The 22,359-nt window shown below is 73.0% G+C and carries 20 protein-coding genes; 5 read left to right on the top strand and 15 right to left on the bottom strand.

Going from position 1 to position 22,359, the window contains the following annotated elements:
• Positions 1–90: 90 nt before the first annotated feature.
• The 4 genes from OG247_RS08105 to OG247_RS08090 form a co-directional block, all read right to left on the bottom strand.
• On the bottom strand, positions 91–1,809 hold the full coding sequence (locus OG247_RS08105; protein ID WP_327251603.1) for a DUF885 domain-containing protein: 1,719 nt from the start codon (positions 1,807–1,809) through the stop codon (positions 91–93).
• A 246-nt stretch (positions 1,810–2,055) separates the two neighbouring features.
• Positions 2,056–3,495 carry a GNAT family N-acetyltransferase gene (locus OG247_RS08100; RefSeq protein WP_327251602.1) on the bottom strand — a complete coding sequence of 480 codons (1,440 nt, stop codon included), beginning with the start codon at positions 3,493–3,495 and terminating at the stop codon, positions 2,056–2,058.
• A gap of 208 nt (positions 3,496–3,703) precedes the next feature.
• The gene (locus OG247_RS08095) at positions 3,704–5,302 is read right to left on the bottom strand and encodes an alkaline phosphatase D family protein (protein ID WP_327251601.1); all 1,599 of its coding nucleotides are present in this window, start codon (positions 5,300–5,302) and stop codon (positions 3,704–3,706) included.
• Between the two features lie 217 nt (positions 5,303–5,519).
• On the bottom strand, positions 5,520–6,359 hold the full coding sequence (locus tag OG247_RS08090; RefSeq protein ID WP_327251600.1) for an alpha/beta fold hydrolase: 840 nt from the start codon (positions 6,357–6,359) through the stop codon (positions 5,520–5,522).
• 399 nt (positions 6,360–6,758) lie between these two features.
• Between OG247_RS08090 and OG247_RS08085 the strand changes: the two genes are divergently transcribed.
• Positions 6,759–7,520 carry a GntR family transcriptional regulator gene (locus tag OG247_RS08085; RefSeq protein ID WP_327251599.1) on the top strand — a complete coding sequence of 254 codons (762 nt, stop codon included), beginning with the start codon at positions 6,759–6,761 and terminating at the stop codon, positions 7,518–7,520.
• Positions 7,521–7,852: 332 nt separating this feature from the next.
• Here the strand turns inward: OG247_RS08085 and OG247_RS08080 are convergent, their stop codons facing one another.
• The 3 genes from OG247_RS08080 to OG247_RS08070 all read right to left on the bottom strand — a co-directional run bounded on the left by OG247_RS08080 (position 7,853) and on the right by OG247_RS08070 (position 10,968).
• Positions 7,853–9,007: an ROK family transcriptional regulator gene (locus OG247_RS08080; RefSeq protein ID WP_327251598.1), complete on the bottom strand. Its 1,155-nt coding sequence runs from the start codon at positions 9,005–9,007 to the stop codon at positions 7,853–7,855.
• 112 nt (positions 9,008–9,119) lie between these two features.
• Positions 9,120–9,770, bottom strand: a complete 651-nt coding sequence (locus tag OG247_RS08075) for a response regulator transcription factor (RefSeq protein ID WP_327251597.1) — start codon at positions 9,768–9,770, stop codon at positions 9,120–9,122.
• Between the two features lie 4 nt (positions 9,771–9,774).
• Positions 9,775–10,968, bottom strand: a complete 1,194-nt coding sequence (locus OG247_RS08070; RefSeq protein WP_327251596.1) for a sensor histidine kinase — start codon at positions 10,966–10,968, stop codon at positions 9,775–9,777.
• A gap of 108 nt (positions 10,969–11,076) precedes the next feature.
• Between OG247_RS08070 and OG247_RS08065 the strand changes: the two genes are divergently transcribed.
• Both OG247_RS08065 and OG247_RS08060 read left to right on the top strand, forming a co-directional pair.
• Positions 11,077–11,988, top strand: a complete 912-nt coding sequence (locus OG247_RS08065) for an ABC transporter ATP-binding protein (RefSeq protein WP_327251595.1) — start codon at positions 11,077–11,079, stop codon at positions 11,986–11,988.
• 26 nt (positions 11,989–12,014) lie between these two features.
• Positions 12,015–12,764, top strand: a complete 750-nt coding sequence (locus tag OG247_RS08060; protein WP_327251594.1) for an ABC transporter permease — start codon at positions 12,015–12,017, stop codon at positions 12,762–12,764.
• A 116-nt stretch (positions 12,765–12,880) separates the two neighbouring features.
• On the opposite strand, the gene OG247_RS08055 is transcribed toward OG247_RS08060, so the two are convergent.
• The 6 genes from OG247_RS08055 to OG247_RS08030 form a co-directional block, all read right to left on the bottom strand.
• Positions 12,881–13,531: an HAD family hydrolase gene (locus tag OG247_RS08055; RefSeq protein ID WP_327257380.1), complete on the bottom strand. Its 651-nt coding sequence runs from the start codon at positions 13,529–13,531 to the stop codon at positions 12,881–12,883.
• 45 nt (positions 13,532–13,576) lie between these two features.
• A complete protein-coding gene (mug, locus tag OG247_RS08050) occupies positions 13,577–14,137 on the bottom strand; it encodes a G/U mismatch-specific DNA glycosylase (protein ID WP_327257379.1) in 561 nt (186 codons plus the stop codon).
• On the bottom strand, positions 14,134–15,567 hold the full coding sequence (gene purB, locus OG247_RS08045; protein WP_327251593.1) for an adenylosuccinate lyase: 1,434 nt from the start codon (positions 15,565–15,567) through the stop codon (positions 14,134–14,136). Before purB ends, mug begins: the two co-directional genes overlap by 4 nt.
• 119 nt (positions 15,568–15,686) lie before the next feature.
• Positions 15,687–16,478: an SGNH/GDSL hydrolase family protein gene (locus OG247_RS08040; protein WP_327251592.1), complete on the bottom strand. Its 792-nt coding sequence runs from the start codon at positions 16,476–16,478 to the stop codon at positions 15,687–15,689.
• A 73-nt stretch (positions 16,479–16,551) separates the two neighbouring features.
• Positions 16,552–17,571, bottom strand: coding sequence for a hemolysin family protein (locus OG247_RS08035; protein WP_327251591.1), 1,020 nt, complete (start codon positions 17,569–17,571; stop codon positions 16,552–16,554).
• A complete protein-coding gene (locus OG247_RS08030) occupies positions 17,568–18,908 on the bottom strand; it encodes a hemolysin family protein (RefSeq protein ID WP_327251590.1) in 1,341 nt (446 codons plus the stop codon). The genes OG247_RS08035 and OG247_RS08030 overlap by 4 nt, the downstream gene beginning before the upstream one ends.
• Before the next feature lie 346 nt (positions 18,909–19,254).
• On the opposite strand from OG247_RS08030, the gene OG247_RS08025 reads away from it, so the two are divergent.
• The gene (locus tag OG247_RS08025; RefSeq protein ID WP_327251589.1) at positions 19,255–19,686 is read left to right on the top strand and encodes a GNAT family N-acetyltransferase; all 432 of its coding nucleotides are present in this window, start codon (positions 19,255–19,257) and stop codon (positions 19,684–19,686) included.
• Complete coding sequence (locus OG247_RS08020) at positions 19,683–20,315, top strand: hypothetical protein (protein WP_327251588.1); 633 nt, start codon at positions 19,683–19,685, stop codon at positions 20,313–20,315. The genes OG247_RS08025 and OG247_RS08020 overlap by 4 nt, the downstream gene beginning before the upstream one ends.
• 318 nt (positions 20,316–20,633) lie before the next feature.
• On the opposite strand, the gene OG247_RS08015 is transcribed toward OG247_RS08020, so the two are convergent.
• Both OG247_RS08015 and bioD read right to left on the bottom strand, forming a co-directional pair.
• Positions 20,634–21,500 carry a DMT family transporter gene (locus tag OG247_RS08015; protein WP_327251587.1) on the bottom strand — a complete coding sequence of 289 codons (867 nt, stop codon included), beginning with the start codon at positions 21,498–21,500 and terminating at the stop codon, positions 20,634–20,636.
• Positions 21,501–21,657: 157 nt separating this feature from the next.
• On the bottom strand, positions 21,658–22,359 hold the full coding sequence (gene bioD / locus OG247_RS08010; protein ID WP_327251586.1) for a dethiobiotin synthase: 702 nt from the start codon (positions 22,357–22,359) through the stop codon (positions 21,658–21,660).

Raw genomic sequence — 22,359 nt, 5'->3', positions numbered from 1 at the left:
GCGGACGGACGGACGGACGGACGGACGGGCCGGCTCCGTGAGGGGCGAGCCGGCCCGTCCGTCCGTCCGTGGGGCGGTCCGATCCGGTGATCAGAGCTTCGACAGCTCGTCCACCAGGTCGTCCAGGCCCAGCGAACCCTGGGACAGCGCCGCCATGTGCCAGGCCTTCAGGTCGAAGGAATCGCCGTGCGCCGCACGCGCGTTGTCACGGCCCAGCAGCCAGGCGCGCTCGCCCAGCTTGTAGCCGATCGCCTGGCCCGGCATCGACAGGTAGCGGGTCAGCTCGCTCTCGACGAAGTCGCCCGGCCGGCCGCTGTGCAGGCCGAAGAACTCCTGCGCCAGGTCCACCGTCCAGCGCTCGCCCGGGTGGAACGGCGAGTCCGCCGGGATCTCCAGACCCAGGTGCATGCCGATGTCCACGATGACCCGCGCGGCGCGCATCATCTGGCAGTCCAGGTAACCGAGCCGCTGTTCGGCGTCCTTGAGGTAGCCCAGCTCGTCCATGAGCCGCTCCGCGTACAGCGCCCAGCCCTCGGCGTTCGCGCTGACGAGACCGACACTGGCCTGGTAGCGGGACAGCTGGTCCGCCACGTGCGTCCACTGCGCCAGCTGGAGGTGGTGGCCCGGAACGCCCTCGTGGTACCAGGTGGAGACCAGGTCGTAGACGGGGAAGCGGGTCTGGCCCATGGTCGGCAGCCAGGTGCGCCCCGGACGGGAGAAGTCCTCCGAGGGGTTCGTGTAGTACGGGGCCGCGGCGCCGCCCGGAGGGGCGATCCGCGACTCCACGCGCTTGACCCGCTCGGCGAGTTCGAAGTGGGTGCCGTCGAGGTTCTCGATGGCCTCGTCCATCAGGCCCTGCAGCCAGGCCTGGACCTCGTCCACGCCCTCGATGTGGGTGCCGTGCTCGTCCAGGTGCTTGAGCACCTCCCAGGGACCGGCGTCCGGCAGGATCTTGGCGGCTTCGGTCTTCATCTCCGCCAGCAGCCGGTGGTACTCCGACCAGCCGTAGGCGTACGCCTCGTCCAGGTCCAGGTCGGTGCCGTTGAAGTAGCGCGACCAGCGGGCGTAGCGCTCGCGGCCCACCGGATCGGGCTTGCCCTCGACCGCGGGGGCGTACACGTCCCGCATCCAGTCGCGCAGTTCCACGACGGCGGCGGTCGCGGCGGCGGCGGCCCCGTCGAGCTCGGCGCGCAGTGCCTCGGGGCCGGCGGCGGCGAACTCGGCGAAGTAGCCGTCCTTGCCCTCGCCCTCGGCTCCCTCGCCCTCGCCCGCCCAGGCGGTGAGCTGTTCGACGAAGGTGGCGGTGGGGCGCGGGCTGCCGAACAGGCCGCGCTCCAGGCCGAGCGCGAGGCACTCGCGGTAGCCCGCGTAGGCGGCCGGTACGGCGCGCAGCCGCTCGGCGATCGCGGCCCAGTCCTCGTCGGTTTCGGCCGGGGTCAGGGAGAAGACCTCGCGGACCGAGTGCGCCGGGGAGTGGATGTTGCTGACCGCGCGCAGGTCCTCATCGGCCTCGTGGACGGCGAGTTCGGCGGTGAGCCGCTCGCGCAGCAGCCTGGCGCAGCGGCGCTCGACATCGCTGTCGGCGCCGGGCAGGCGCTCGGCGGCGTCGAGCTTCGCGAGCGTGGCGCGGGAAAGTTCGGCGGCCGCCGAGCGGCCCGCGGGAGAGAGGTCCGGGAGCTTTCCTGAGCTCGCGGCGACACCGAGATAGGTGCCCGTGATCGGGTCGATGGCGATGAGGTCGTCGACGTAGGTATCGGCGACCTGTCGGGGCAGCCGTGCGGCGCTGTCACTGGTGATGATGTCTGACATGTGGACATCTTCGTATGCGGGACGGGTCCGCGTCATCACCAAAGATCGTCAGCCTGCTGACGCAGGGGGAGATGCCGGCCTCGGTGGCGAGATCGCGGCAGGTGGTCCGGGCGTCGTTCCGCAGACTCGCCGGGCGGCTCGCCGCCGACCCGCGGGTGCTTGCGGGTGCTTGGGGGGTGCTTGCGGGTGCACCACCCCGGGATCGGCGGCGAGCCGCCCGGAGGGATCCGAAAGATCCGGCTCAGGTCACGGCTGGCTGCGGGGCAGGCCGCGGGATTCGGCCGGGAGCTCGTACGGCAGCCGGGAGCTGACCGGGGTCGCGTCCAGCCGGGCCGTGATCACCAGGGTGCCCTCCTCGATCTGGTAGTCGAGGGGGAGGCCGAGGCCGCGCATCGCGGCGACCATGCCGGTGTTGTGGGCCTGGGTGACGGCGTACACGCTGTCGCATCCGGCCTCGACGGCCATCGAGATCAGTCGGCCCAGCAGTTCGGAGCCGATGCCGCGGCGCTGCCAGTCGTCCTCGATGAGCAGCGCCACCTCGGTCTCGTCGCCGTCCCAGAGCAGGTGGCCGAGGGCGACGAGCTTGCCGGAGGCGGTGGTCGCGGCGAGGGTGCGGCCGAAGCGCGGGCTCAGCAGGTGGCCGAGGTAGCGGTCGGCGTCGGCGACGGGGCCGTGGTAGCGCAGGCCGAGGGTGCGCTCCGAGCAGCGGTCGTGCATGGCACGGGCCGCGGGCAGGTCGGAGCCGTCGGCGCGGCGGACGGTGATCTCGTTGCCCTCGGGGAGGGTCAGCACGTCCCGGCTGCGCGGGACGCGCGGTCCGAGCCGGGCGTCCAGCTCGACGAGCGCGCGGGCGCGGGCGAACTCGGTCGGGGTGAAGGGCAGGTAGGGCCGCTCGATGGTGATCGCACCGCCGGACGGGTCGCGCAGCCGCATGACCGTGGCTTCCAGGACGCCTTCGACGGGCGCGTCGGCGCCGGCGTTGGGGCGCCCGGAGAGGGTGGTCGCCGGGATCGAGTGGATGGTGCAGCGGCCGAGCAGCTGGCGCAGGGCGAGCGGCAGCTCGGCGGCGTCCAGCGCGGTGCGGGTGGCCAGCCCCAGGACGCGGGTCGGGGTGTCGACCAGGTCGTGCGCGTCGGCGCGCTCGATCCAGGTGCTGTGGCCGCCGGCGCCGGAGATGGCCCGGGTGAGGTCGGCGGAGGGCAGCTGCTGCGGGGCGCGCAGCAGGAACTCGTCCACCGTGCCGCCCTCGGGGAGCGGGTGCGTCTGCAGGGTCAGGATGTCGACCCCGCTCCGGGCGAGCGCGGTGCAGAGCGCGGCGAGGCTGCCGGGCTCGTCGCGCACGGTCGTCCGCATCCGCCACAGGGCGGAGGCCAGCGCGGTGTCCGTACCGACCGTCGCCGCGACCGCCGCCGCGGCGGGGTCCGCGGCGAGGTCCGAGGGCGCGGTGTCCGTGGGCGGCGGCGCATGGCTGTGGCGGCGTGCCCACCAGGTGTGGAACGCCGCCGTGACCAGGAGTGCGACGGCCGAGGCCACGAGCAGCACCGGGCCGCGGGGACCGTGCACCACGAGATTGGCGATGGCGTCGGCGACCGCGACGGCGCAGAAGAGAGCGGCGAGCTCGACGACGTCGCGGCGCCAGTGGTGGCGGTGGGGACGCTGGGCAGAGGCAGGAATACGCTCAGTCATGCAGACCACTGTGACGCCTGGGTGTTGCGTGATCACGAACGATCTGTGACCGACTGGTTAAGGATCCATCTGGCCGATTTCGCCCTGTTTTCCGGCCGATTTCAGATCCCGGCGTCTCGGCGGGCCGCCTTCGTCGGCTTCCGCTCCCTCGCGCACGGCCCGCTTACCGCCCGCTCACGTGCCCGCTTGCCGTCCGCCTACTGCCCGACTACTGCCCCACCCGGCCGGGCTGCAGGGTCCGGGTGAAGAGTACGCCGCCTCCCTGGCGGCGCAGCCGGACGGTGAGCTCGCCGCCGTCCCCGTCGATCTCGACCTCCCCGTAGTACGGGGGGTTCTCGGAGGGGGACATGTTCGCGAAGGGCGCGGACTGGACGTACGCCATCTCCGGGCCGAAGGTGGCGTCCAGCCGGCCGGAGGGGAAGCCGCCCGCGCCGATGGGGCCGGAGACGAACTCCCAGAACGGCGCGAAGTCGGTGAAGGCGGCCCGCTCGGGCGCGTAGTGGTTCGCGGCCGTGTAGTGGACGTCGGCGGTGAGCCAGAGGGTGCCGGTGATGCGCTGGTGCTTGATGTGGCGCAGCAGCTCCGCGATCTGCAGCTCGCGCCCGAGCGGCGCGCCGGGGTCGCCTTGGGCGACGGCCTCGAAGTTGGCGGTCCCGTCGGCCACCACGATGCCGAGCGGCATGTCGGCGGCGATGACCTTCCAGGTGGCGCGGGAGCGCGACAGCTCGCGCTTGATCCAGGCCAGCTGCTCGGGGCCGAGGATGCCTACCGGGTCATCGGTCTGGCGGCCGGGGGAGTTCGGGTCGCGGTAGGTGCGCATGTCGAGGACGAACACGTCGAGCAGCGGGCCGTAGCGCATCACCCGGTACATCCGGCCCTCGGTGCGGCCGCCGCGCAGGTCGGTGACGGGGAAGTACTCGCCGAAGGCCCGGCGGGCCCGGCCGGCGAGGGTGTCGACGTCCTTCACGGTGTAGCGGGGGTCGTCGAGGATCTGGCCGGGGTACCAGTTGTTGCGCACCTCGTGGTCGTCCCACTGGGCGAGGACCGGCACCTGGGCGTTGAAATCGCGCAGGTTGCCGTCGAGCAGGTTGTAGCGGAAGTTGCCCCGGAACTCGGCGAGGGTCTCGGCGACCTTCGCCTTCTCCTCGGTGGTCACGTTGTGCCACAGGGTTCCGTCGCGCAGCGGTACGGAGGCCTGGATCGGCCCGTCGGCGTAGATGGTGTCCCCGCTGAAGAGGAAGAAGTCGGGGTCGCGCAGGCGCATTTCGTCGAACACGCGGTAGCCGCCGAGCTCCGGGTTGATGCCCCAGCCCTGGCCGGCGAGGTCCCCGGACCACAGGAAGCGCACGTCGCGGCGGCGGGAGGCCGGGGTGGTCCGGAAGGTGCCGTGGACCGGCTCGCCGGTGCGGCGCGGATCGTCGGGGTCGGCGAGGAGCACCCGGTAGTGGATCTGCTGTCCGGGCGGGAGCTCGCGCAGGGTGGTGGTGCCCGTGAAGTCGGTGTCGGGGCCGAGCAGCGGGCCGCGGTGGCGGCGGACGGCGTAGCGGAACGACTCGCTCGGGGAGGTGTCGACGTACATCCGTGCGGGGCGGTCGGAACGCGTCCAGACGGTGGCCGAGTGGGCGGTGATCTCGCCGGACTGGACACCCCAGAAGGCGTTCGGGCGGCCCGAGCGGGCGAAGGCGGGAGCATCCGCGTGGGCGGGAGTGCTGAGGGCGCCCGTCAGGGCGCTGGACAGGGCGAGGCCCACCGGGACGGCGAGGGAACCGCCGAGCAGGGAGCGTCGGGTGTGCGGCAGAGGTGCCATCGGTGCGTCTCCAGAGGCCGGCGGGGACGGGCCGGACCAGTGTGCCGCCGTACACCGGCCGCACACCGGACCGCCCGCGTCGCGCACGCGAACCATGCGTGAACACTGATGCGGATGGCTGATGCCCCGTCAATGGCCGGTCAGCGCCCCGGCAATGCCTCCACCAGTACTTCCACCAGCACCTCCACCCATGCCTCCACCCATGCCCGTCAACGTCTCATCGGGCGAGCTTGGTCGTGTCCAGGATGACGCGGGCGACCAGGGCCGGGTCGTCGTTCATGGGGACGTGGCCGCAGCCGGGGAGCCGGACGAGGCGGGCGCCGGGAATGGTGCGCTTCGCGCGGATGCCCTGGCGGCGCAGGAGCAGCCGGTCGCGACTGCCCCAGGCGATGGTGACGGGCAGGTCCGGCAGATCCGCGGTGAACCGTACGGAGCCGCCCGCGGACAGGGTCTGCTCGAAGCCGGAGGCCTCACGCAGGGCGAGGGTCTCGGCGACCACGGAGCCGGGCGAACGCCGCCCCGGGCGCGCGTAGATGCTGCCGGTGAGCGCGGCGCGTCCGGCGGCGCTGCGGGCGAGCCGTTCCACGGCGGAGCGGGGCAGCACGCCGGCGCCGGCGCGCATCGCGCGGAGTGCGGTGAAGGCGTAGCGGCGTTCCCCCTCCGACCAGAAGCCGGCGGGGGAGAGGGCGGTGACCGAGCGCGCCAGGCCCACGCGCCCCATCTCCAGGGCGAGCAGCCCGCCGAGGGAGTTGCCCGCGACGTGCGGCCGCTCTATGCCGAGCGCTGCGCAGAGCGAGCTCAGCGCCGAGGCGACGGTGCCCAGATCGTACGGAACCCCGTGCGGCAGCGGCTCCGAGACACCGAAGCCGGGCAGGTCGACGGCGATCACGTCGTACTCGGCGGCCAGGACGTCGGTCACCGGGTGCCAGGCCTGGAGGTGGTGGCCGATGCCGTGCAGCAGCAGGAGCGGCTCGCCCGCGCCCTTGCGCTCGTAGGCGGCGGTGGTGCTGTGGGGGCCCAGTGGCGAATCGATCGTGAAGGAGACCGTGGCGGTCATGCTGCTCCTCGTCGGGGGTCGGGCGGTGCGGCGGCCGTGTGAGACGGCTCGTCAGTAGTGTCTCTCGGCCGGTTACCGCCCGGTAGCCCCCGGGGGCGGGACTTCTGTTTTCGCGGCGCCCCTCAAGGTGGCCTTCGGGGTGCCGTCGCGGTACCCCTCGAGGTGTCTTTTGGGGTGGCTTCCGTGACGTCTTCCGCGCGGTTTCCGCGGTGCTCGCGAACATCCCGTGAACAGCTTGATGCATATGCCCGATCTGCCCGACAAAGGGATGAGCATTGGTCTTGACCAAGGGGGTGCGCCGTCCTATCGTCGCAGGCATAGTGCAGGAACCTTTAATAAACAAAGGCGCGGAACTCCCGCTGGAACACGGCGAGTGCGGCGATAGCAGGAGGAGTCAGGGTGGGGACCACGCAGCTCGAAACGGTGCCGGAGCCGAAGTACTTGCACCTCAAGACCGTCCTCAGTGAGGCGCTCGACCAGGACTTCGCCGTGGGCGAGATCCTGCCGAACGAGCGCGAGCTCGCCGCCCGCTTCGGCGTCGCCCGGGCGACCCTGCGCCAGGCACTGGAGCAGCTCGAGCTCGAAGGCCGCCTCCAGCGCCGCCGGGGCGTCGGCACCACCGTCGCCCCGCCGCGCGTGGGCGTCGACGTCGGCAGCGCGCAGCACAGCTGGCCCGGCGAGAGCGTCGACGGGTGGGAGCCGGTGGACGCGGCGGAGGAGGCCGTGCTCACCCCCGCCCTCCTGAAGCTCCTCGGGGCCGCCCCCGGCGAGATGGTGCTCGCGGTGCGCCGCAGCCGCGTCGAGCAGGGCCAGGTCCTCGCCGCCGAGCTGCTGTACGTGCCGGCCTCCTCGGTGCCGGGCCTCTCCGCCATCGACGCCCCGGCCGGTCCGGCCCGCGCCCGCACGGTCATGCGCGAGCTGCAGAAGCTGGTCCTCGACGGCCAGGACCGCTCCGTGGAGCTCGGCTCCGCCCGTGCCGAGGACGCGAAGGAACTGGACCGCCTGCCCGGCGCCCCGGTCCTCCTGGTCACCACCCGCTACTTCACGGCGGCCGGCACGGCGGCCGTCTCGGTGGCCACCTACCGGGCGGACACCTGCCGGCTGACCTTCGGCGACTCGGGCGACGTGCAGATCACCCACGACGCGCGGGTCGCGTCCTGACCATGCCGACCAGCTGCTGACCGGGGCCGCCACGCAGCGGTGGCCCCGCTCGGCGGACGGACGGGCCGCTGTTCTCAGCCTGTCCGGCGTTTGAGGACCGGGGTCTGGGGCGGAGCCCCAGGGGCCTGTCAGCCCGTCCGGCGTTTGAGGACCGGGTCCGGGCAGAGCCCGGGGAACGGGCGAAGGGCGGGTAGGGGACTCTGCCCCGCAGGGACTCACCGACGCCGACCCGCAAGTTGGACCGGCGCCTGGGCTGGACCCGGCGGCGCGTGCGTCGATCCGCGGCACCGGCGGCGGCGTGCACCCGTATCCGTACCGCGCCCCCGAGGGGATCAGCGGCGGGCGGTGACCGTCTTCTCCACCGCGAACAGTTCTTCTTCCACGTGGTCCAGCGCCAGCCGCAGCGCTCCCGTGGCCACCGCCGCCTCGCCCAGCAGGGACAGCGCCACGCGCGGCGGGCGCAGACAGTAGCGCTCCAGTTCCCGGCGCAGGGGGTCCAGTACCCCGTCCAGCCCGGCCGCCCAGCCGCCGACCACGACCAGCTCCGGATCCATCGCCAGGACCAGCGCGGCCACGTCGTGGACCAGCCGCTGGATGAACCGCTCCACCGCTGCCACCGACCCCACGTCCCCGCGCTTGGCCTTCGCGAAGACCTCCGCCACCGCCCGCTCGTCCAGCGGGTGCAGCGGTTCGCCGGTGGTCGAGAGCAGCTTCTCCGGCGTGACCTCGCGTCCCAGCAGGTGCAGGGCGCCGATCTCCCCGGCGGCCCCGCCGAACCCGCGGTGCAGCCGACCTCCGATCAGGGAGCCCGCTCCGGGGCTGAGCCCGGCCATCACGAAGACCATGTCGTCGGTGTCGGTCGCGGCGCCCTTCCAGTGCTCGGCGACCGCGGCGGCGTTGGCGTCGTTCTCCACCTGCACCGGGCAGCGGAACGAGCGCCGCAGCCGCTCCCCGAGCGGCAGCCCGGTCCAGCCGGGCAGGGCCGTGCCGAGGCGGACGGTGCCGTCGGCCTCCACGATCCCGGGGCTGCCCACGCCGACCGCGCGCAGGGAGTCCCGCGGTACCCCGGCGCGGCGCAGCAGGTCGGCCACCGCGCCGCGGACCCGTTCGAGCCGTTCGTCGGCGGAGGCCGTCTCGGCGACCTCCTTGGTGCCGGCGCCGATCACCCGGCCGTCCAGCCCGGACAGCAGCACCGCGATCCGGTGCGCGCCGATCTCCACGCCGAGCAGGTGCCCCGCCTCCGCGCGGAAGCGGAACCGTCTGGCCGGGCGTCCCTGGCGCCGCGCACCCTCCTCCGCGCCCGCCTCGACGACGAGGCCCGTCCCGATGAGCCCTTCGACGACTCCCTCGACAGTGGGCCGCGAGAGTCCGGTGACCCGGGTGAGGTCGGTGAGCGTCGGCGCTTCGGCCGCGCGCAGGGCCCGCAGCACCACCGCGGAGTTGATCCGCCGCAGCAGAGAGGGGTCCCCGCCGGTCAGCTGCCCCAACGTGTGTCCTCCCAGCTAGCGAGCTTGTCAGGCGGATCGTACTGCTCACCGGGCGCGGCGGCGAGAAGCAGCCCCCCATAGTCCGGAATCCGGCGTTCCCCTCGTGGGCCGGTCACGCGGGAGCGACGAACCCGGACTCGTACGCGGTGATCACGGCCTGGGTCCGGTCCCGAGCCCCCAGCTTCCCCAGGATCGCACTGACGTGGGACTTCACCGTCTCCGTGCCGACGATCAGCTCGCGGGCGATCTCGATGTTGGTCAGTCCCTTCGCCATCAGCCGGAGCACGGCCTCCTCGCGCTCGGTCAGCGCCGCCCGATCCAGTACCGTCCGCGCAGAGCGGTTCCCGTACTCGGCGGCCAGCGAGCGGACCGCCGCGGGGAAGAGCAGCGTTTCACCCTCCGCCACCAGACGGACCGCGTGCACGATCTCCGACGGGCGGGCCCGCTTGAGCAGGAACCCGTCCGCGCCGGCGCGCAGCGCCTGGTAGACGTACTCGTCGTTCTCGAAGGTGGTGACCACGAGGATCTTCGGCGGCGAGTCCACGCTCCGCAGGACCGCCCTGGTCGCCTCGATCCCGTCGAGCAGCGGCATCCGCACATCCATCGCCACGACATCGGGGCGCAGTTGCCGCACCAGCGGGACCACCGCGGCGCCGTCGGCGGCCTCGCCGACCACCTCGATGTCGGGCTGGGCGTCCAGGACGGCGCGCAGACCCGCGCGCACCAGGGGTTCGTCGTCGACGAGCAGTACGGTAACCGGCATCCGGTCAGCGTATTCGCTCCAGTGGCAGCCGCGTACGCACCCTCCAACCCCCCTTGTACAGCCCGGTCTCGGTCTCCCCGCCGAGCAGCGCGGCCCGCTCCCGCATCCCGCGCAGTCCGGTGCCGCCGCCGGTCATGACGGAGGGCCGGTCCGGCAGTGGATTGGTCACCTCCAGGTCCAGCCGGTCGGCGACCATGCCGATCCGCACCCGCACCGGCACGGGACCGCAGTGCCGCAGCACATTGGTCAGCGCCTCCTGCAGGATCCGGTACCCCTCCTGGCTCACGGGGTCGGGCAACTGGTCGAGCGGGCCGATCAGTTGCGCGTCGACGGTGGCGCCGGAGGCGCGCGCCGACTCGAACAGCCGGTCGGCCTCCGCCAGGGTGGGCCGCTGGGACGGCCGCTGACCGGACTCCCGCAGGACGCGCAGCACCCGGTCCAGGTCCTCCAGGGCGGCCCGGCCCGTCTCCTCGATCGCGCTCAGCGCACGGTCCGTGAACTCCGGATCGCCCGCCGCCCGCGCGGCCCCCGCCTGGACCACGGCCACGGTCAGCGCGTGCCCGATGGAGTCGTGCAGCTCTCGCGCGATGCGCGTGCGCTCCAGAAGCTGCTCGGTCCGCACCTCCAGCGCGGTGAGCCGCTCCGCCGCCGAAGGCCCCAGCAGCCGGCGGGCGATGGCCGTGATCATGTCGCCGAGCAGGACCACGAGGACGATCAGGAGGACCGGTGGAAGGGGAGCCAGCAGCCACGCCGCCCAGACCGGGAATCCGGGAGGTATCACATTCTCCTGGGTGACCCTGCTGCCGAGTCCGGCCGTGACCAGCTGGACCGTCAGCATCGGCAGCCACACGGTGGCCATCATCGTGGCCAGGGAGACGACGAGCCGTATCTCCAGCCACAACAGGGTCCGCCAGCGGTCGCTCCAGGTCTGGGACCCGACGGTGCTGAAGCTGTTCTCCTCGGTCTCCCGCGCGCCTCGGGCGCCGCGCTCGGAGGGGGTGAGGAGGAACTGTGCCTGGAGCCCTTCGGCCACCCGCATCCAGGGCAGCAGTCCCATCGGTATGACGAGGACGAGCGGCACCCACGGAGCCTCGGGCTCGATGAACATCCACACGGCCAGCATCAGGATGGGAACGCACAGGTGCACCCAGCGCGAGTAGGTCACTGGGCGCAGTGCGGCGCGGAACAGTCGGTGCATCCCCTCATCGTCGCAGTTCGGGGCGGGGCGGCTCCTCCCCCACGTGGGGGAGAAGGAACCCTCGCTTGGGGGAGGAAGAGGGGTGGGGCCGGCGGCGAACCTTGAGACATGAACAGCATCGAGATCCGAGAACTGACCAAGGAATTCGGCCGGACCCGGGCCGTGGACCACCTCACCTTCGATGTCATGCCGGGCCGTGTCACCGGGTTCCTCGGGCCCAACGGGGCCGGGAAGTCGACCACGATGAGGCTGCTGCTGGGCCTCGACCGGATCACCTCCGGGACGGCCACCATCGGCGGCCGGCGGTTCACCGAACTCCCCGACCCGCTCCACCGGGTGGGAGCCCTGCTGGACGCGCAGTCGGCGCACGGCGGACGCACGGCCCGGGACCACCTGCGCTTCCTCGCCGCCGCCAACCGCATCCCGATGAGCCGCGTGGAGGCGGTCCTGGAGCAGTCCGGGATAGCCTCGGCGGCCAAGCGGCGGATCAAGACCTTCTCGCTGGGCATGCGTCAGCGCCTCGGCATAGCGGCCGCGCTGCTCGGAGACCCCGAGGTGCTGCTCCTGGACGAGCCCACCAACGGCCTCGACCCCGAAGGCATCATCTGGATCCGCGAGCTCATGCGCGGCCTGGCTGCCGAAGGGCGCACGGTCCTGGTCTCCAGTCACCTGATGACCGAGACCGCCGCCCTCGCCGACCACCTCATCGTCCTCGGGCAGGGCAAGCTGCTGGCCGACACCTCCATAGAGGAGTTCATCGACGCCCGCAGCACCCCGAGGGTGCGGCTGCGCACCACGGACCCCGTCCGGCTCCGGGCCACCCTGGCCCGGGAGGACTTCGAGCTGGTCATCGCCGAGGGCGGGCGGTGGACCGTGGACGGCATGCAGGCCGAGCAGCTCGGCGTCATCGCCGCCCGCGAAGGCATCCCGATGCTGGAACTGATCGACGAGCGGGCCTCCCTGGAGCAGGCCTACCTCGACCTCACCGCGGACAGCGCCCAGTTCGCCGCCACCAGCTGACCCACCCCTTTCAAGGAGGCTTCCCCATGAGCACCGCTCTGCCCACCGTCCCCGTCCTGCACTCGGAATGGATCAAGATACGGTCCCTGCGCGGCACCTTCGGGGCGCTGATAGCCGTCTTCGCCGCCACGGTGGGCATCCAGGTACTGACCGCCTCGCTCATCGGCGACGTAGAGGCCGGCAGCATGGGGGACGACCCGCTCCTCGCGGCCTTCTACAGCCTCAACTTCGGTCAGGTAGCCGCCTTCGCCTTCGGCGCGACCGCGCTGTCGTCCGAGTTCCACAACGGCGCGCTGCGCACGTCACTTGCCGCGGTACCGAACAGGGCGCGGCTCTACCTCTCGAAGATGGCCGTGATCGGCGGGCTGGCCTTCCTGGTGGGACAGCTCACCGCACTGGCGACCTTCCTCGGCGGGCAGGCTTTCATGGGCCCCTACACCCTGGAACTGGGCAGCCCGGGTACCTACCGTGCCATCTTCGGCTGCGGTGCGTACCTCGCGATGATGGCCCTGCTGTCGGCCGGACTGACGGCGGTGCTGCGCAGCGCTTCGGCCGTCCTGAGCCTGCTCATACCCTTCACGTTGATCGTGTCGTTCGTACTCGGGGCGCACGCCGGGGGCATCGCCCAGTACCTGCCGGACCGTGCGGGCCAGATGATGATGCGGCTGGACACCTCGGTGGGCCTCGCCCCCTGGGCCGGGTTCGGGGTCATGGTCCTGTGGGCGCTGGTCGCGGTGGGCGGCGGCTGGCTGGCGGTCCGGCGGCGGGACGCCTGACGCCGGAGCGGCTCGGCGGATCGGCTCGACCGACCGGCTCGACGGGGTGGACGAGCTTCCCGCCGGGCCGAGCCGGTCCGTTGCGGCAGCCAGGCAGGCTCCGCCGTCCGGCGGGGTCAGTGGTCGGTGAGGAGGCCGGGGAGTTGGCGCATGTCGTCGAAGACGACGGTGCCGGGGCCTTCGAGTCGCTCGGCGGGGGTCAGCCCGCCGGCGTAGCCGAAGGCCCGCATTCCGGCGGCGCGGGCGGCCTGGACGCCGGGACGGCTGTCCTCGACGACCGCGCAAGCGGCGGGATCCACGCCCATCCGCCGCGCGGCGTACAGGAAGAGGTCCGGGGCGGGTTTGCCGCGGGAGACCTCGGTGGCGCTGTGGATGCGGCCTTCGAAGCGTGCGTAGAGGCCGGTGCGGCCGAGGGTGTGCCGCATCTTCTCGTGCGAGCCGCTGGAGGCGACACACGTCGGCAGGGCGATCGCGTCGAGCGCCTGAGGAAGACCGTCCACGGGTGACAGCCCCGAGTCCACCGCCTCCCGGTGGAGTTCCTCGAACCGGTCCCACCAGTGCGCGGCCGCCTCGGGACCGAGCCGGTCGGTGATCTGCTCGCGGATGGAGACGGAGGAGCGTCCGATGAACCGGTCGATGACCTCGGCCTCGGTGAGGGGCCAGCCGAGCTCCGCCCCCAGAGCGACCTGGACGCGGGCGGCTATCCGTTCGCTGTCGACGAGAACCCCGTCGCAGTCGAATATCACGAGTTCGATCGGCTTGATGATCATCCCCGGATGATAGAGGCCCGCCATGCGGCGGCCGCGGGCGTCCTACGGGTCGGCGCCGGCGGGATCGGTGGACTCGGCGGCCGCGCGGAGGCGGGCGTACTCCTGGGCCATGGAGGCGGCGGTCCAGCGGGCGTTGAGGCCGCTGGGGTTGGGGAGGGCCCAGATGCGGGTGGCGCCGATGGTGCGCTCCTGGGGGCCGATCCGGGCCTTTCGCTCGCCGAAGGCGGTGCGGTAGGCGGTGACTCCGACCACGGCCAGCCACTGGGGGCGCAGGAGTTCCACCTTGGCCGTCAGGATGCGGCCGCCCTCACGGAACTCCTCGGCGCTCAGCTCGTCGGCGCGGGCCGTGGCGCGGGCCACGACGTTCGTGATGCCGAGGCGGTACGTCGGCAACTCGTCCTGCTCGTCGGGGGACAGGAGCCGCGGGGTGAAACCCGACAGATGGAGGACCGGCCAGAAGCGGTTGCCGGGGCGGGCGAAGTGGTGGCCCGTCGCGGCGGAGAGGAGGCCCGGGTTGATGCCGCAGAAGAGGACGCGAAGACCGCCCGCGACCACGTCCGGGAGGACGCGGTCGCGGGCGGAGTCGAGCTCTTCGGGGGTCAGAGGATCGACCCGGGGGTGTAGCCCGCGGCCTCGGGGTGCTCCTTGGTGATCTCCTCGATGCGCGAGACCACCGCGGCGACCTGGTCGCCCGCCGCGCCGGTGAAGGACAGCTTGTCGGCCATCAGGGCGTCCAGCTGGGCCCGGTCCAGCGGCATCCGCTCGTCGGCGGCCAGCTTGTCGAGCAGCTCGTTGCGCTCGGCACCCTGCTCGCGCATGGCGAGGGCGGAGGCCACCGCGTGCTCCTTGATGACCTCGTGGGCGGACTCGCGGCCCACCCCGGCCCGCACGGCACCCATCAGAACCTTGGTGGTGGCAAGGAAGGGGAGGTAGCGGTCCAGCTCGCGGGCCACGACGGCGGGGAAGGCGCCGAACTCGTCCAGGACCGTCAGGAAGGTCTCCATCAGGCCGTCGAGGGCGAAGAACGCGTCGGGCAGCGCGACCCGGCGGACGACGGAGCAGGAGACGTCGCCCTCGTTCCACTGGTCGCCGGCCAGCTCGCCGGTCATCGACGCGTAGCCGCGCAGGATGACCATCAGGCCGTTCACGCGCTCGCAGGAGCGGGTGTTCATCTTGTGCGGCATCGCGGAGGAGCCGACCTGGCCGGGCTTGAAGCCCTCGGTCACGAGCTCGTGGCCGGCCATCAGGCGGATCGTCTTGGCGATGGAGGAGGGTGCCGCGGCCAGCTGGACCAGGGCGGTGACCACGTCGTAGTCGAGGGAGCGCGGGTAGACCTGGCCGACCGAGGTGAAGGCCTGGCCGAAGCCGAGGTGGGCCGCGATCCGCTGCTCGAGGTCGGCCAGCTTCGCGGCGTCGCCGCCCAGCAGGTCGAGCATGTCCTGCGAGGTGCCGACCGGTCCCTTGATGCCGCGCAGCGGGTAGCGGGTCAGCAGGTCGTCCAGGCGGCCGTACGAGACCAGCAGCTCGTCGGCGGCGGTGGCGAAGCGCTTGCCCAGGGTGGTCGCCTGAGCGGCGACGTTGTGGGAGCGGCCGGCCATGACCAGCTCGGCGTGCTCGCCGGCCAGCTTGCCGAGACGGGCGAGGACGGCGACCGTGCGGTCACGGATCAGTTCCAGCGAGAGGCGGATCTGGAGCTGCTCGACGTTCTCGGTGAGGTCGCGGGAGGTCATGCCCTTGTGGACGTGCTCGTGGCCGGCGAGGGCGTTGAACTCCTCGATGCGGGCCTTCACGTCGTGCCGGGTGATCTTCTCGCGCTCGGCGATGGAGGCGAGGTCGACGGTCTCCAGGACGCGCTCGTAGTCGGCGAGGGCCTCGTCGGGGACCTCGATGCCGAGATCCTTCTGGGCGCGGAGCACGGCGAGCCACAGCCGCCGCTCCAGCGTCACCTTGTACTCGGGGGACCACAGGACGGCGAGCTCCGCGGAGGCGTAGCGGCCGGCCAGGACATTGGGGATGCGGGGCTTGGCAGTCACGTGGAGGGATTCTACTTGGGCCTCGGCTGTGTGTTTACGCAGGTAGGGGACCCGGCCGGGATTGTGCCTTGCTACGAGAGCGCGCGGGGCGGAGCAGGGGCGGGCGCGGGGCCCGCGGGCTATGCGAGCCGGTCGGCCGCCGGAGCCTCGTACGGCAGCAGTTCCGGGCGTTTGGCGGGCCGGCCGTCCCCGCTGGAGCGGCCCGTGAGGCGGCGGCCGACCCAGGGCAGGAGGTGCTGCCGGGCGAAGCTGAGGTCCTGCGAGCGGCGCGCGGTCCACCCGGGAGGGGGCGTGGGCGCCAGTTCGGCGCTCCAGTCCGCCTCGGGCGGCAGGCCCAGCGTCTGCCAGACGGCCTCCGCGACCCTGCGGTGGCCTTCGGCCGTCAGGTGCAGCCGGTCCACGTCCCACATCCGCGGGTCGCCGAGCGCGGAGGACCCGTACAGGTCGACCACGAGGGCGCCGTGCCGCGCGGCGAGCTCCTCGATGATGACGAAGAGCTCCTCCATGCGCGGACGGAAACGTTCCATCACGGGGCCGTCGCGGCCCGGCGAGCGCATCAGGACCAGCGTCCCGCAGGAGGGCGCCAGCAGCCCGACGGCCTCTTCCAGGTGCCCGCGCACCCGGCCCACGTCCACCTTGGGGCGCAGGGTGTCGTTCAGCCCGCCGACCAGGGTCACCACGTCGGCGCCCATCTCGGCGGCCGCGGGAGCCTGCTCCCCGGCGATCTGCCCGATCAGCTTGCCGCGGACCGCGAGGTTCGCGTAGCGGAAGCCCGGCTCGCGGGCGGCGAGGCGGTCGGCGAGCAGATCGGCCCAGCCCCGGTAGGAGCCGTCGGGGAGCAGGTCCGACATGCCCTCGGTGAAGGAGTCGCCGACCGCGACGAAACTGGTGTACCGCGCATTCATCTCCATGGCGGGAGCGATGCTACCGCCCGGTACCCCGGCCCCGCACGCGGGACCGGGGGAGCAGGCGCACCGCGCCCCGCTACGCCGAAGCAGGCCTGCCGAACAGCTCCCGCAGCACGTCCTCCATCGTGACCAGGCCCGTCATGACCCCGTCCGGCCCGAGCACCGCCGCCAGGTGCGTACGGCTGCGCCGCATCGCGGTCAGCACGTCGTCCAGCGGGGTCTCCGCCCGGACGTGCGCGATCGTCCGCAGCGCGCCGACCGGGAAGGGCTCGTCCCGCTCGGCCGCGTCCAGTGCGTCCTTGACGTGCAGGTACCCCAGGATCCGGCCCTGCGCGTCGATCATCGGGAACCGGGAGTACCCCGACTCGGCCGACAGCCGCTCCAGTCCGGCCGGTGTGATGCCCTCGCGGGCCGGAACCACCCGGTCCGCGGGCAGCACCACATCGGTCACCGGCCGCCGCCCCAGTCCCAGGGCGTCGTGCAGCCGCTCGCTCGCGCGGTCGTCGATGAGTCCCGCGTCGCTGGAGTCCTTGACGATCCGGGCCAGCTCGTCGTCCGAGAAGGTCGCCCCGACCTCGCCCTTGACCTCCACCCGCAGCAGACGGAGCAGGGTGTTGGCGAAGGCGTTGATCGCGAAGATCACCGGCTTCAGCCCACGGGTCAGGGTCACCAGCGGCGGACCCAGCAGCAGGGCGGTCCGCACCGGCTCGGCCAGCGCCACGTTCTTCGGCAGCATCTCGCCGAAGAGCATGTGCAGGTACGTGGCCAGGGCCAGCGCCACCACGAAGGAGATCGCGTGGGTCAGCCCGGACGGCACCCCGAAGAAGTCGAACACCGGGGTCAGCAGGTGGGCGATGGCCGGCTCGGCCACCACACCCAGCACCAAGGTGCACAGCGTGATGCCCAGCTGGGCAGCCGCCATGAGCGCCGACACGTGCTCCAGGCCCCACAGCACGGCGCGCGCCCTGCGGTCGCCCTGCTCGGCGTACGGCTCGATCTGGCTGCGCCGTACGGAGATCATGGCGAACTCCGCGCCGACGAAGAAGGCGTTGACGACCAGGGTCGCCAGGCCGATCAGCAACTGGACGGCGGTCATCGGGCCTCCTCCGCACCATCATCGGGGGTCGGTTCGGCCGGCACGTGCAACAGCACCCGCGCCGCCCGCCGCCCGCTCGCGTCCACCACGTCCAGCCGCCAGCCGTCGAGCTCCAGGCTGTCGCCGACCAGCGGGATCCGCCCCAGCTCGGTCGCTATCAGGCCGGCCAGCGTCTCGTACGGGCCGTCCGGCACGCGCAGCCCGATCCGCTGGAGCTGGTCGGTGCGCGCGGAGCCGTCCGCGGAGAACAGGGCGCGCCCGGAGGGGTCCTCCCCGGCCGGGGCCAGGTCGGGGGTCTCGTGCGGGTCGTGCTCGTCGCGGACCTCGCCGACGACCTCCTCGACGATGTCCTCCAGCGTGGCCACACCCGCCGTGCCGCCGTACTCGTCGATGACCACGGCCATCGTCTGCTTCCCGGACAACCGGTCCAGGAGCCGGTCCACGGTCAGCGACTCCGGTACGAGGAGGGGTTCGCGCAGCAGCGAGGACACGGGGTGGTTGTGGCGCTCCTCGGCCGGCAGCGCCAGTACGTCCTTGATGTGGACGGTGCCGACGACGCTGTCGAGGTTGCCCCGGTAGACGGGGAAGCGCGACAGCCCGGTGGCCAGGGTCGCGTTCGCCACGTCCTCGGCGGTGGTCTGCAGCTCCAGGGCGGTGACCTGGACCCGGGGGGTCATGACGTTCTCCGCGGTCAGGTCGGCGAGGTTCAAGGTCCGCATGAACAGTTCGGCGGTGTCCTTCTCCAGGGCGCCCGCCTTCGCGGAGTGCCAGGCCAGGGCCGCCAGCTCCTGGGGGGTGCGCGCCGAGGCGAGTTCCTCGGCGGGCTCCATGCCGAACCGGCGGACCATGTGGTTCGCCGTGGTGTTCAGATGGCTGATGAGGGGCCTGAAGGCGCGGCTGAAGACCCGCTGCGCGGTGGCGACCCGCCTGGCGACGGCCAGCGGGGAGGAGATCGCCCAGTTCTTGGGGACGAGCTCGCCCACGACCATCAGGACGACGGTCGACAGCACGGTGCCGAGGACCAGGGCGGTGGAGGACGCGGCTCCGGCGGACAGTCCCATGGCCTCGAAGGGGCCCTTGAGGAGGGCGGCGATCGAGGGCTTGGAGATCATGCCGATGACCAGGCCGGTCACCGTGATGCCGAGCTGGGCGCCGGAGAGCTGGAACGTCAGGCTGCGGACCGCGGCCAGGGCGCTGTCGGCGCCGCGCTCGCCGCGCTCGACGGCCCGTTCCAGTTCACTGCGCTCGATGGTGGTCAGCGAGAACTCGGCCGCGACGAAGACTCCGCAGGCAAGGCAGAGCAGCAGCGCCACGACGAGCAGGAGCACTTCGGTCATCGATCCTTCACCTCCGTCCCATGATCAGCCAGGAGGAGGGGTGTCGCGCGCTGTCGCGGACGGGAAGGGAGGGGACTGGGAGGCTCGCCCATGGACGGACGCTCACACCTTTCGTTCGAGGGGGATTCGAGGGGGAGAGGAACAGCTGCCTACAGGGTAAAGGAAGAGCAAAGTGGGCGGATCATTCGTTCGGTGGACCACCCGGCCATGACGGGGTCGGATGTGAAGGATCTTCGCATCCCACCCGCGTCGGCGTCCGGGAGATGGGCGCGGGTGCGCCCGCGGTACGTCTCGGCAGGCGGAAGTCGGTGGCGGGCCACCGGGCGGCCGTGCTTGGCTCCGGCACATGACCGATCTGCACATACGGGCCGCGGTGCCGGCCGATGCCGAGACCGTGCTCGCCTTCTGGAAGGAAGCGGCGGAGGGCACGTCGATCACGGACGACGCGGACGGGGTGACCCGGCTCGTCACCCGGGATCCCGAGGCGCTGATCCTCGCGGAATGCGACGGGGTCCTGGTCGGGTCCGTGATCGCCGGCTGGGACGGGTGGCGGGCGTCGCTCTACCGGCTAGCCGTCCTGCCGTCCCGGCGTCGCCGGGGGATCGCCACGGCGCTCCTGGAGGCGGCCGAACGGCGTTTCGTCGCCGTCGGGGGCCGCCGGGGTGACGCGATGGTCCTCGAAGCGAACGAGCGCGCGCAGCGGGCGTGGGCCGCGGCCGGCTACCACCGCGAGGATCACTGGCGGCGCTGGGTCAAACCGCTCGTGGAGACGGCGTGACGACGCCCCGCACCGGCCCCCGCCCCCGTGCGGGCGCCCTTGCCGTCCCCTTGCTCTTCGCCGCCGGAGCGCTCGTGCTGACCGGCTGCGGTACGCGTACCGCGGGCTCCGGGGACCCGGAGCCCGCGGCCCCTTCCGTGGACTACGCGGCTCAGGCAGCCGCCGCGGTCGCACGCCACGACAAGCTGTTCCCCGAGATCGCGGCGCGGTGCGCGGACGTGGGGACGGCCGGCGCGAGCCCCGAGGCCACGGGGCGCGAGCTGCCCGCGGATCCCGAGGCGCGGAAGCACGCGGAGAACCACGCCTTCAAACAGCAGGCGGAGCTCACCCCCGGGGCCCGGTGCCGGGGCGACGCACACGCCGCACGGATCAGGGCGGCGGTGGCGGGCGGCTCCGGCGCGAAGGGTGCACCGCACACGGTGGAGGAGCTGCGCGCGGTCCTGACCGGGCTGGGCTACGGGTTCGACGCCGGGGGCGTGTACGGATCCGGGTCGGTGAACGTCTCGTTCGTCCTGTCGGTCCCCGAGAGCGGCCCGTGCGTGACGGGCCGGCTGGGCCCGCCGCCGACCGTGGAGGCCCACGGGATGTACGTAGAGGGCGGCTGCCTGGAGCCGCGCGGAGGCCACTGACCCGGCGGCGACCCTTTCACCCTCGGTCGCTGGTTCCGCGGGGGCCGCTGGTCCTGCGGGCCTGCTGGTCTCGCGGGGCTGCTGGTCTCACGGGGGCCGCTGGCCCTGCGGGGGCTGCTGGTCCCGCGCGGCCGCTGATCTCGCGGGGCTGCTGGTCCTGCGGAGCCGCTGATCTCACGGGGGGCCTGGTCCTGCGGGGTCACCGGTGCTGCGGGTGCACTGGTTCCGCAGGGGCCACTGGTCCCGCGGAGGTCGCTGATCCCGCAGCGGCCGCTGACCCCATGGAGGCCGCCGCCCCCCGGCGGCCGGGCCGCCGGATCACGTCGTGCCCGCATCGGCTCCCGCGCTGTGCCTGGTCAGGGCGAGCACTCCGGCGCAGATCAGGCACAGGCCCAGCAGCTGCGGCAGCAGCCACCAGTGGGCCCGGAGGTGTTCCTCGTACAGCAGCACTCCCAGCGCGACGCTCACGCCCGCGTCGCCGAGCGTCAGCGCGGGCTGCGAGGCGACCAGTGGGCCGCCCTGCATGGCGTGTTCGAGGAGCAGGAGGGCGCAGATGCCGGTCGCGGCGAAGCCGTAGGTTTCCCAGGTGCGCAGGAAGGCGCCGATGCCGCCCTCGTCGAGTACGTGCATGGCCGACTTCATCAGCGCGGCGGTCAGCGCGTAGCAGACGGCGGTGGCCGCGCCGAGGCATCCGGCCCGCATCCGGCCGGGCCGCTGCCGCAGGCCGGCCACGGAGAGCGCCGCCACCGCCACGGCGCACGCGGCCAGGGCCGTGACCCACCGGTCGGCCGGAACATCCGTACGGTTCCCCGCCGGTGAGGCGGCCACCAGCGCGATCCCGAGCCCGGCCACCACTCCGGCCACGGCGAGCCACAAAGGCCCGGGCAACCGGGTCCGCGTCACCAGCGAGGCGATCAGGAGCGCGAGCGGCAGCTCGAGGACGAACAGGGGCTGTACGAGGGCCAGCGCGCCCGTGGCCAGGGCCACGGCCTGCCCGGCGCCGGCCGCGATGACGGCCAGGATCCCGCCGATCCAGAGCGGCCGGCGCAGCAGGTCGAGCACCAGCCCGAAGCGGAATCCGTCGCTCTGCGGCACGGTGAGTGCCGCCCGCCGCTGGAGCACGGTCGCGAGGGCGTTGCTGAGCGCCGCGAACAGCGCGAAGAGGACCGGCACGAGGAAGCCCACCCCCCGATACTCAGCCGCCCCGCCGCGGCCGCCCACCACGACACCGCCGGGTGACCGCGAGGCACCGCCCGTTCCCCCGTCCGGCCCCACGGACCGGGCGGCGAGGCGCCGCCGTACGGAGCCTTGCCGCCCGCTCCGCCCGCGGAGGTGGGGTTGGTCAGCCGGCTTGCGCCGACCAGGTGCCGTGGAGGGGGGCGGCGAGCCAGGCGGGCGCCGAGCTGCGGAAAGCGGCCGGGGGGAGGGTGCCCGCGCCGGCCGGGACCGCGCCCAGGAGCGGGAGGGCGGAGACCGAGGGCAGGTCGGCCAGGTTGCAGCGGGACGCCAGGTCCGGTTCGGCCGGCCAGCTGCCGATCACCACGCCCGGGGAGGTCAGGCCGCGGGCCCGGAGGGCTTCGGCCGTCAGGGCGGTGGAGTTGAGGGTGCCGAGACCCGCCGGGGCCACGATCAGTACCGGAGCGCCGAGCAGGCGGGCCGCGTCCGCCAGGGTGTGGCCGGCCTCGTCGAAGCGGACCAGAAGGCCGCCCGCGCCCTCGACCAGGACCAGGTCGTGGGAGAGGGCGAGCTCGCGGGCCGCCTCCGCGATCCGCTCCGGGGACACCGTCGGGAGCCCCGCGCGCCGGGCCGCCGTGTCCGGGGCCAACGGCTCCGGGTAGCGGGCGAGCTCCACCGTGGTGACGGCCGAGCCGGCCAGCCGGCCGACCTCGGCCGCGTCTGCGGGCTCGTCCGGGCCGACGCCGGTCTGGGCGGGCTTGAGCACGGCCACCGAGAGGCCCGCCGCGAGGGCGGCCGCCGCGACGGCCGAGGTGACGACCGTCTTGCCGATCTCGGTTCCCGTCCCCGAGACCATCAGCACCGCCAT

Source organism: Streptomyces sp. NBC_01244 (assembly GCF_035987325.1).
Lineage (GTDB): Bacteria > Actinomycetota > Actinomycetes > Streptomycetales > Streptomycetaceae > Streptomyces.
Note: the sequence above shows the minus strand (reverse complement) of the source record. Positions and strands in the feature narration are given on the sequence as shown.

Excerpts from the sequence above, each read along its gene's own strand:
- OG247_RS08105 (WP_327251603.1), bottom strand. The coding sequence starts at position 1,809 with ATGTCAGACATCATCACCAGTGACAGCGCCGCACGGCTGCCCCGACAG.
- OG247_RS08100 (WP_327251602.1), bottom strand. The coding sequence starts at position 3,495 with ATGACTGAGCGTATTCCTGCCTCTGCCCAGCGTCCCCACCGCCACCAC.
- OG247_RS08095 (WP_327251601.1), bottom strand. The coding sequence starts at position 5,302 with ATGGCACCTCTGCCGCACACCCGACGCTCCCTGCTCGGCGGTTCCCTC.
- OG247_RS08090 (WP_327251600.1), bottom strand. The coding sequence starts at position 6,359 with ATGACCGCCACGGTCTCCTTCACGATCGATTCGCCACTGGGCCCCCAC.
- OG247_RS08075 (WP_327251597.1), bottom strand. The coding sequence starts at position 9,770 with ATGCCGGTTACCGTACTGCTCGTCGACGACGAACCCCTGGTGCGCGCG.
- OG247_RS08070 (WP_327251596.1), bottom strand. The coding sequence starts at position 10,968 with ATGCACCGACTGTTCCGCGCCGCACTGCGCCCAGTGACCTACTCGCGC.
- OG247_RS08065 (WP_327251595.1), top strand. The coding sequence starts at position 11,077 with ATGAACAGCATCGAGATCCGAGAACTGACCAAGGAATTCGGCCGGACC.
- OG247_RS08060 (WP_327251594.1), top strand. The coding sequence starts at position 12,015 with ATGAGCACCGCTCTGCCCACCGTCCCCGTCCTGCACTCGGAATGGATC.
- OG247_RS08040 (WP_327251592.1), bottom strand. The coding sequence starts at position 16,478 with ATGGAGATGAATGCGCGGTACACCAGTTTCGTCGCGGTCGGCGACTCC.
- OG247_RS08035 (WP_327251591.1), bottom strand. The coding sequence starts at position 17,571 with ATGACCGCCGTCCAGTTGCTGATCGGCCTGGCGACCCTGGTCGTCAAC.
- OG247_RS08030 (WP_327251590.1), bottom strand. The coding sequence starts at position 18,908 with ATGACCGAAGTGCTCCTGCTCGTCGTGGCGCTGCTGCTCTGCCTTGCC.
- OG247_RS08025 (WP_327251589.1), top strand. The coding sequence starts at position 19,255 with ATGACCGATCTGCACATACGGGCCGCGGTGCCGGCCGATGCCGAGACC.
- bioD (WP_327251586.1), bottom strand. The coding sequence starts at position 22,359 with ATGGCGGTGCTGATGGTCTCGGGGACGGGAACCGAGATCGGCAAGACG.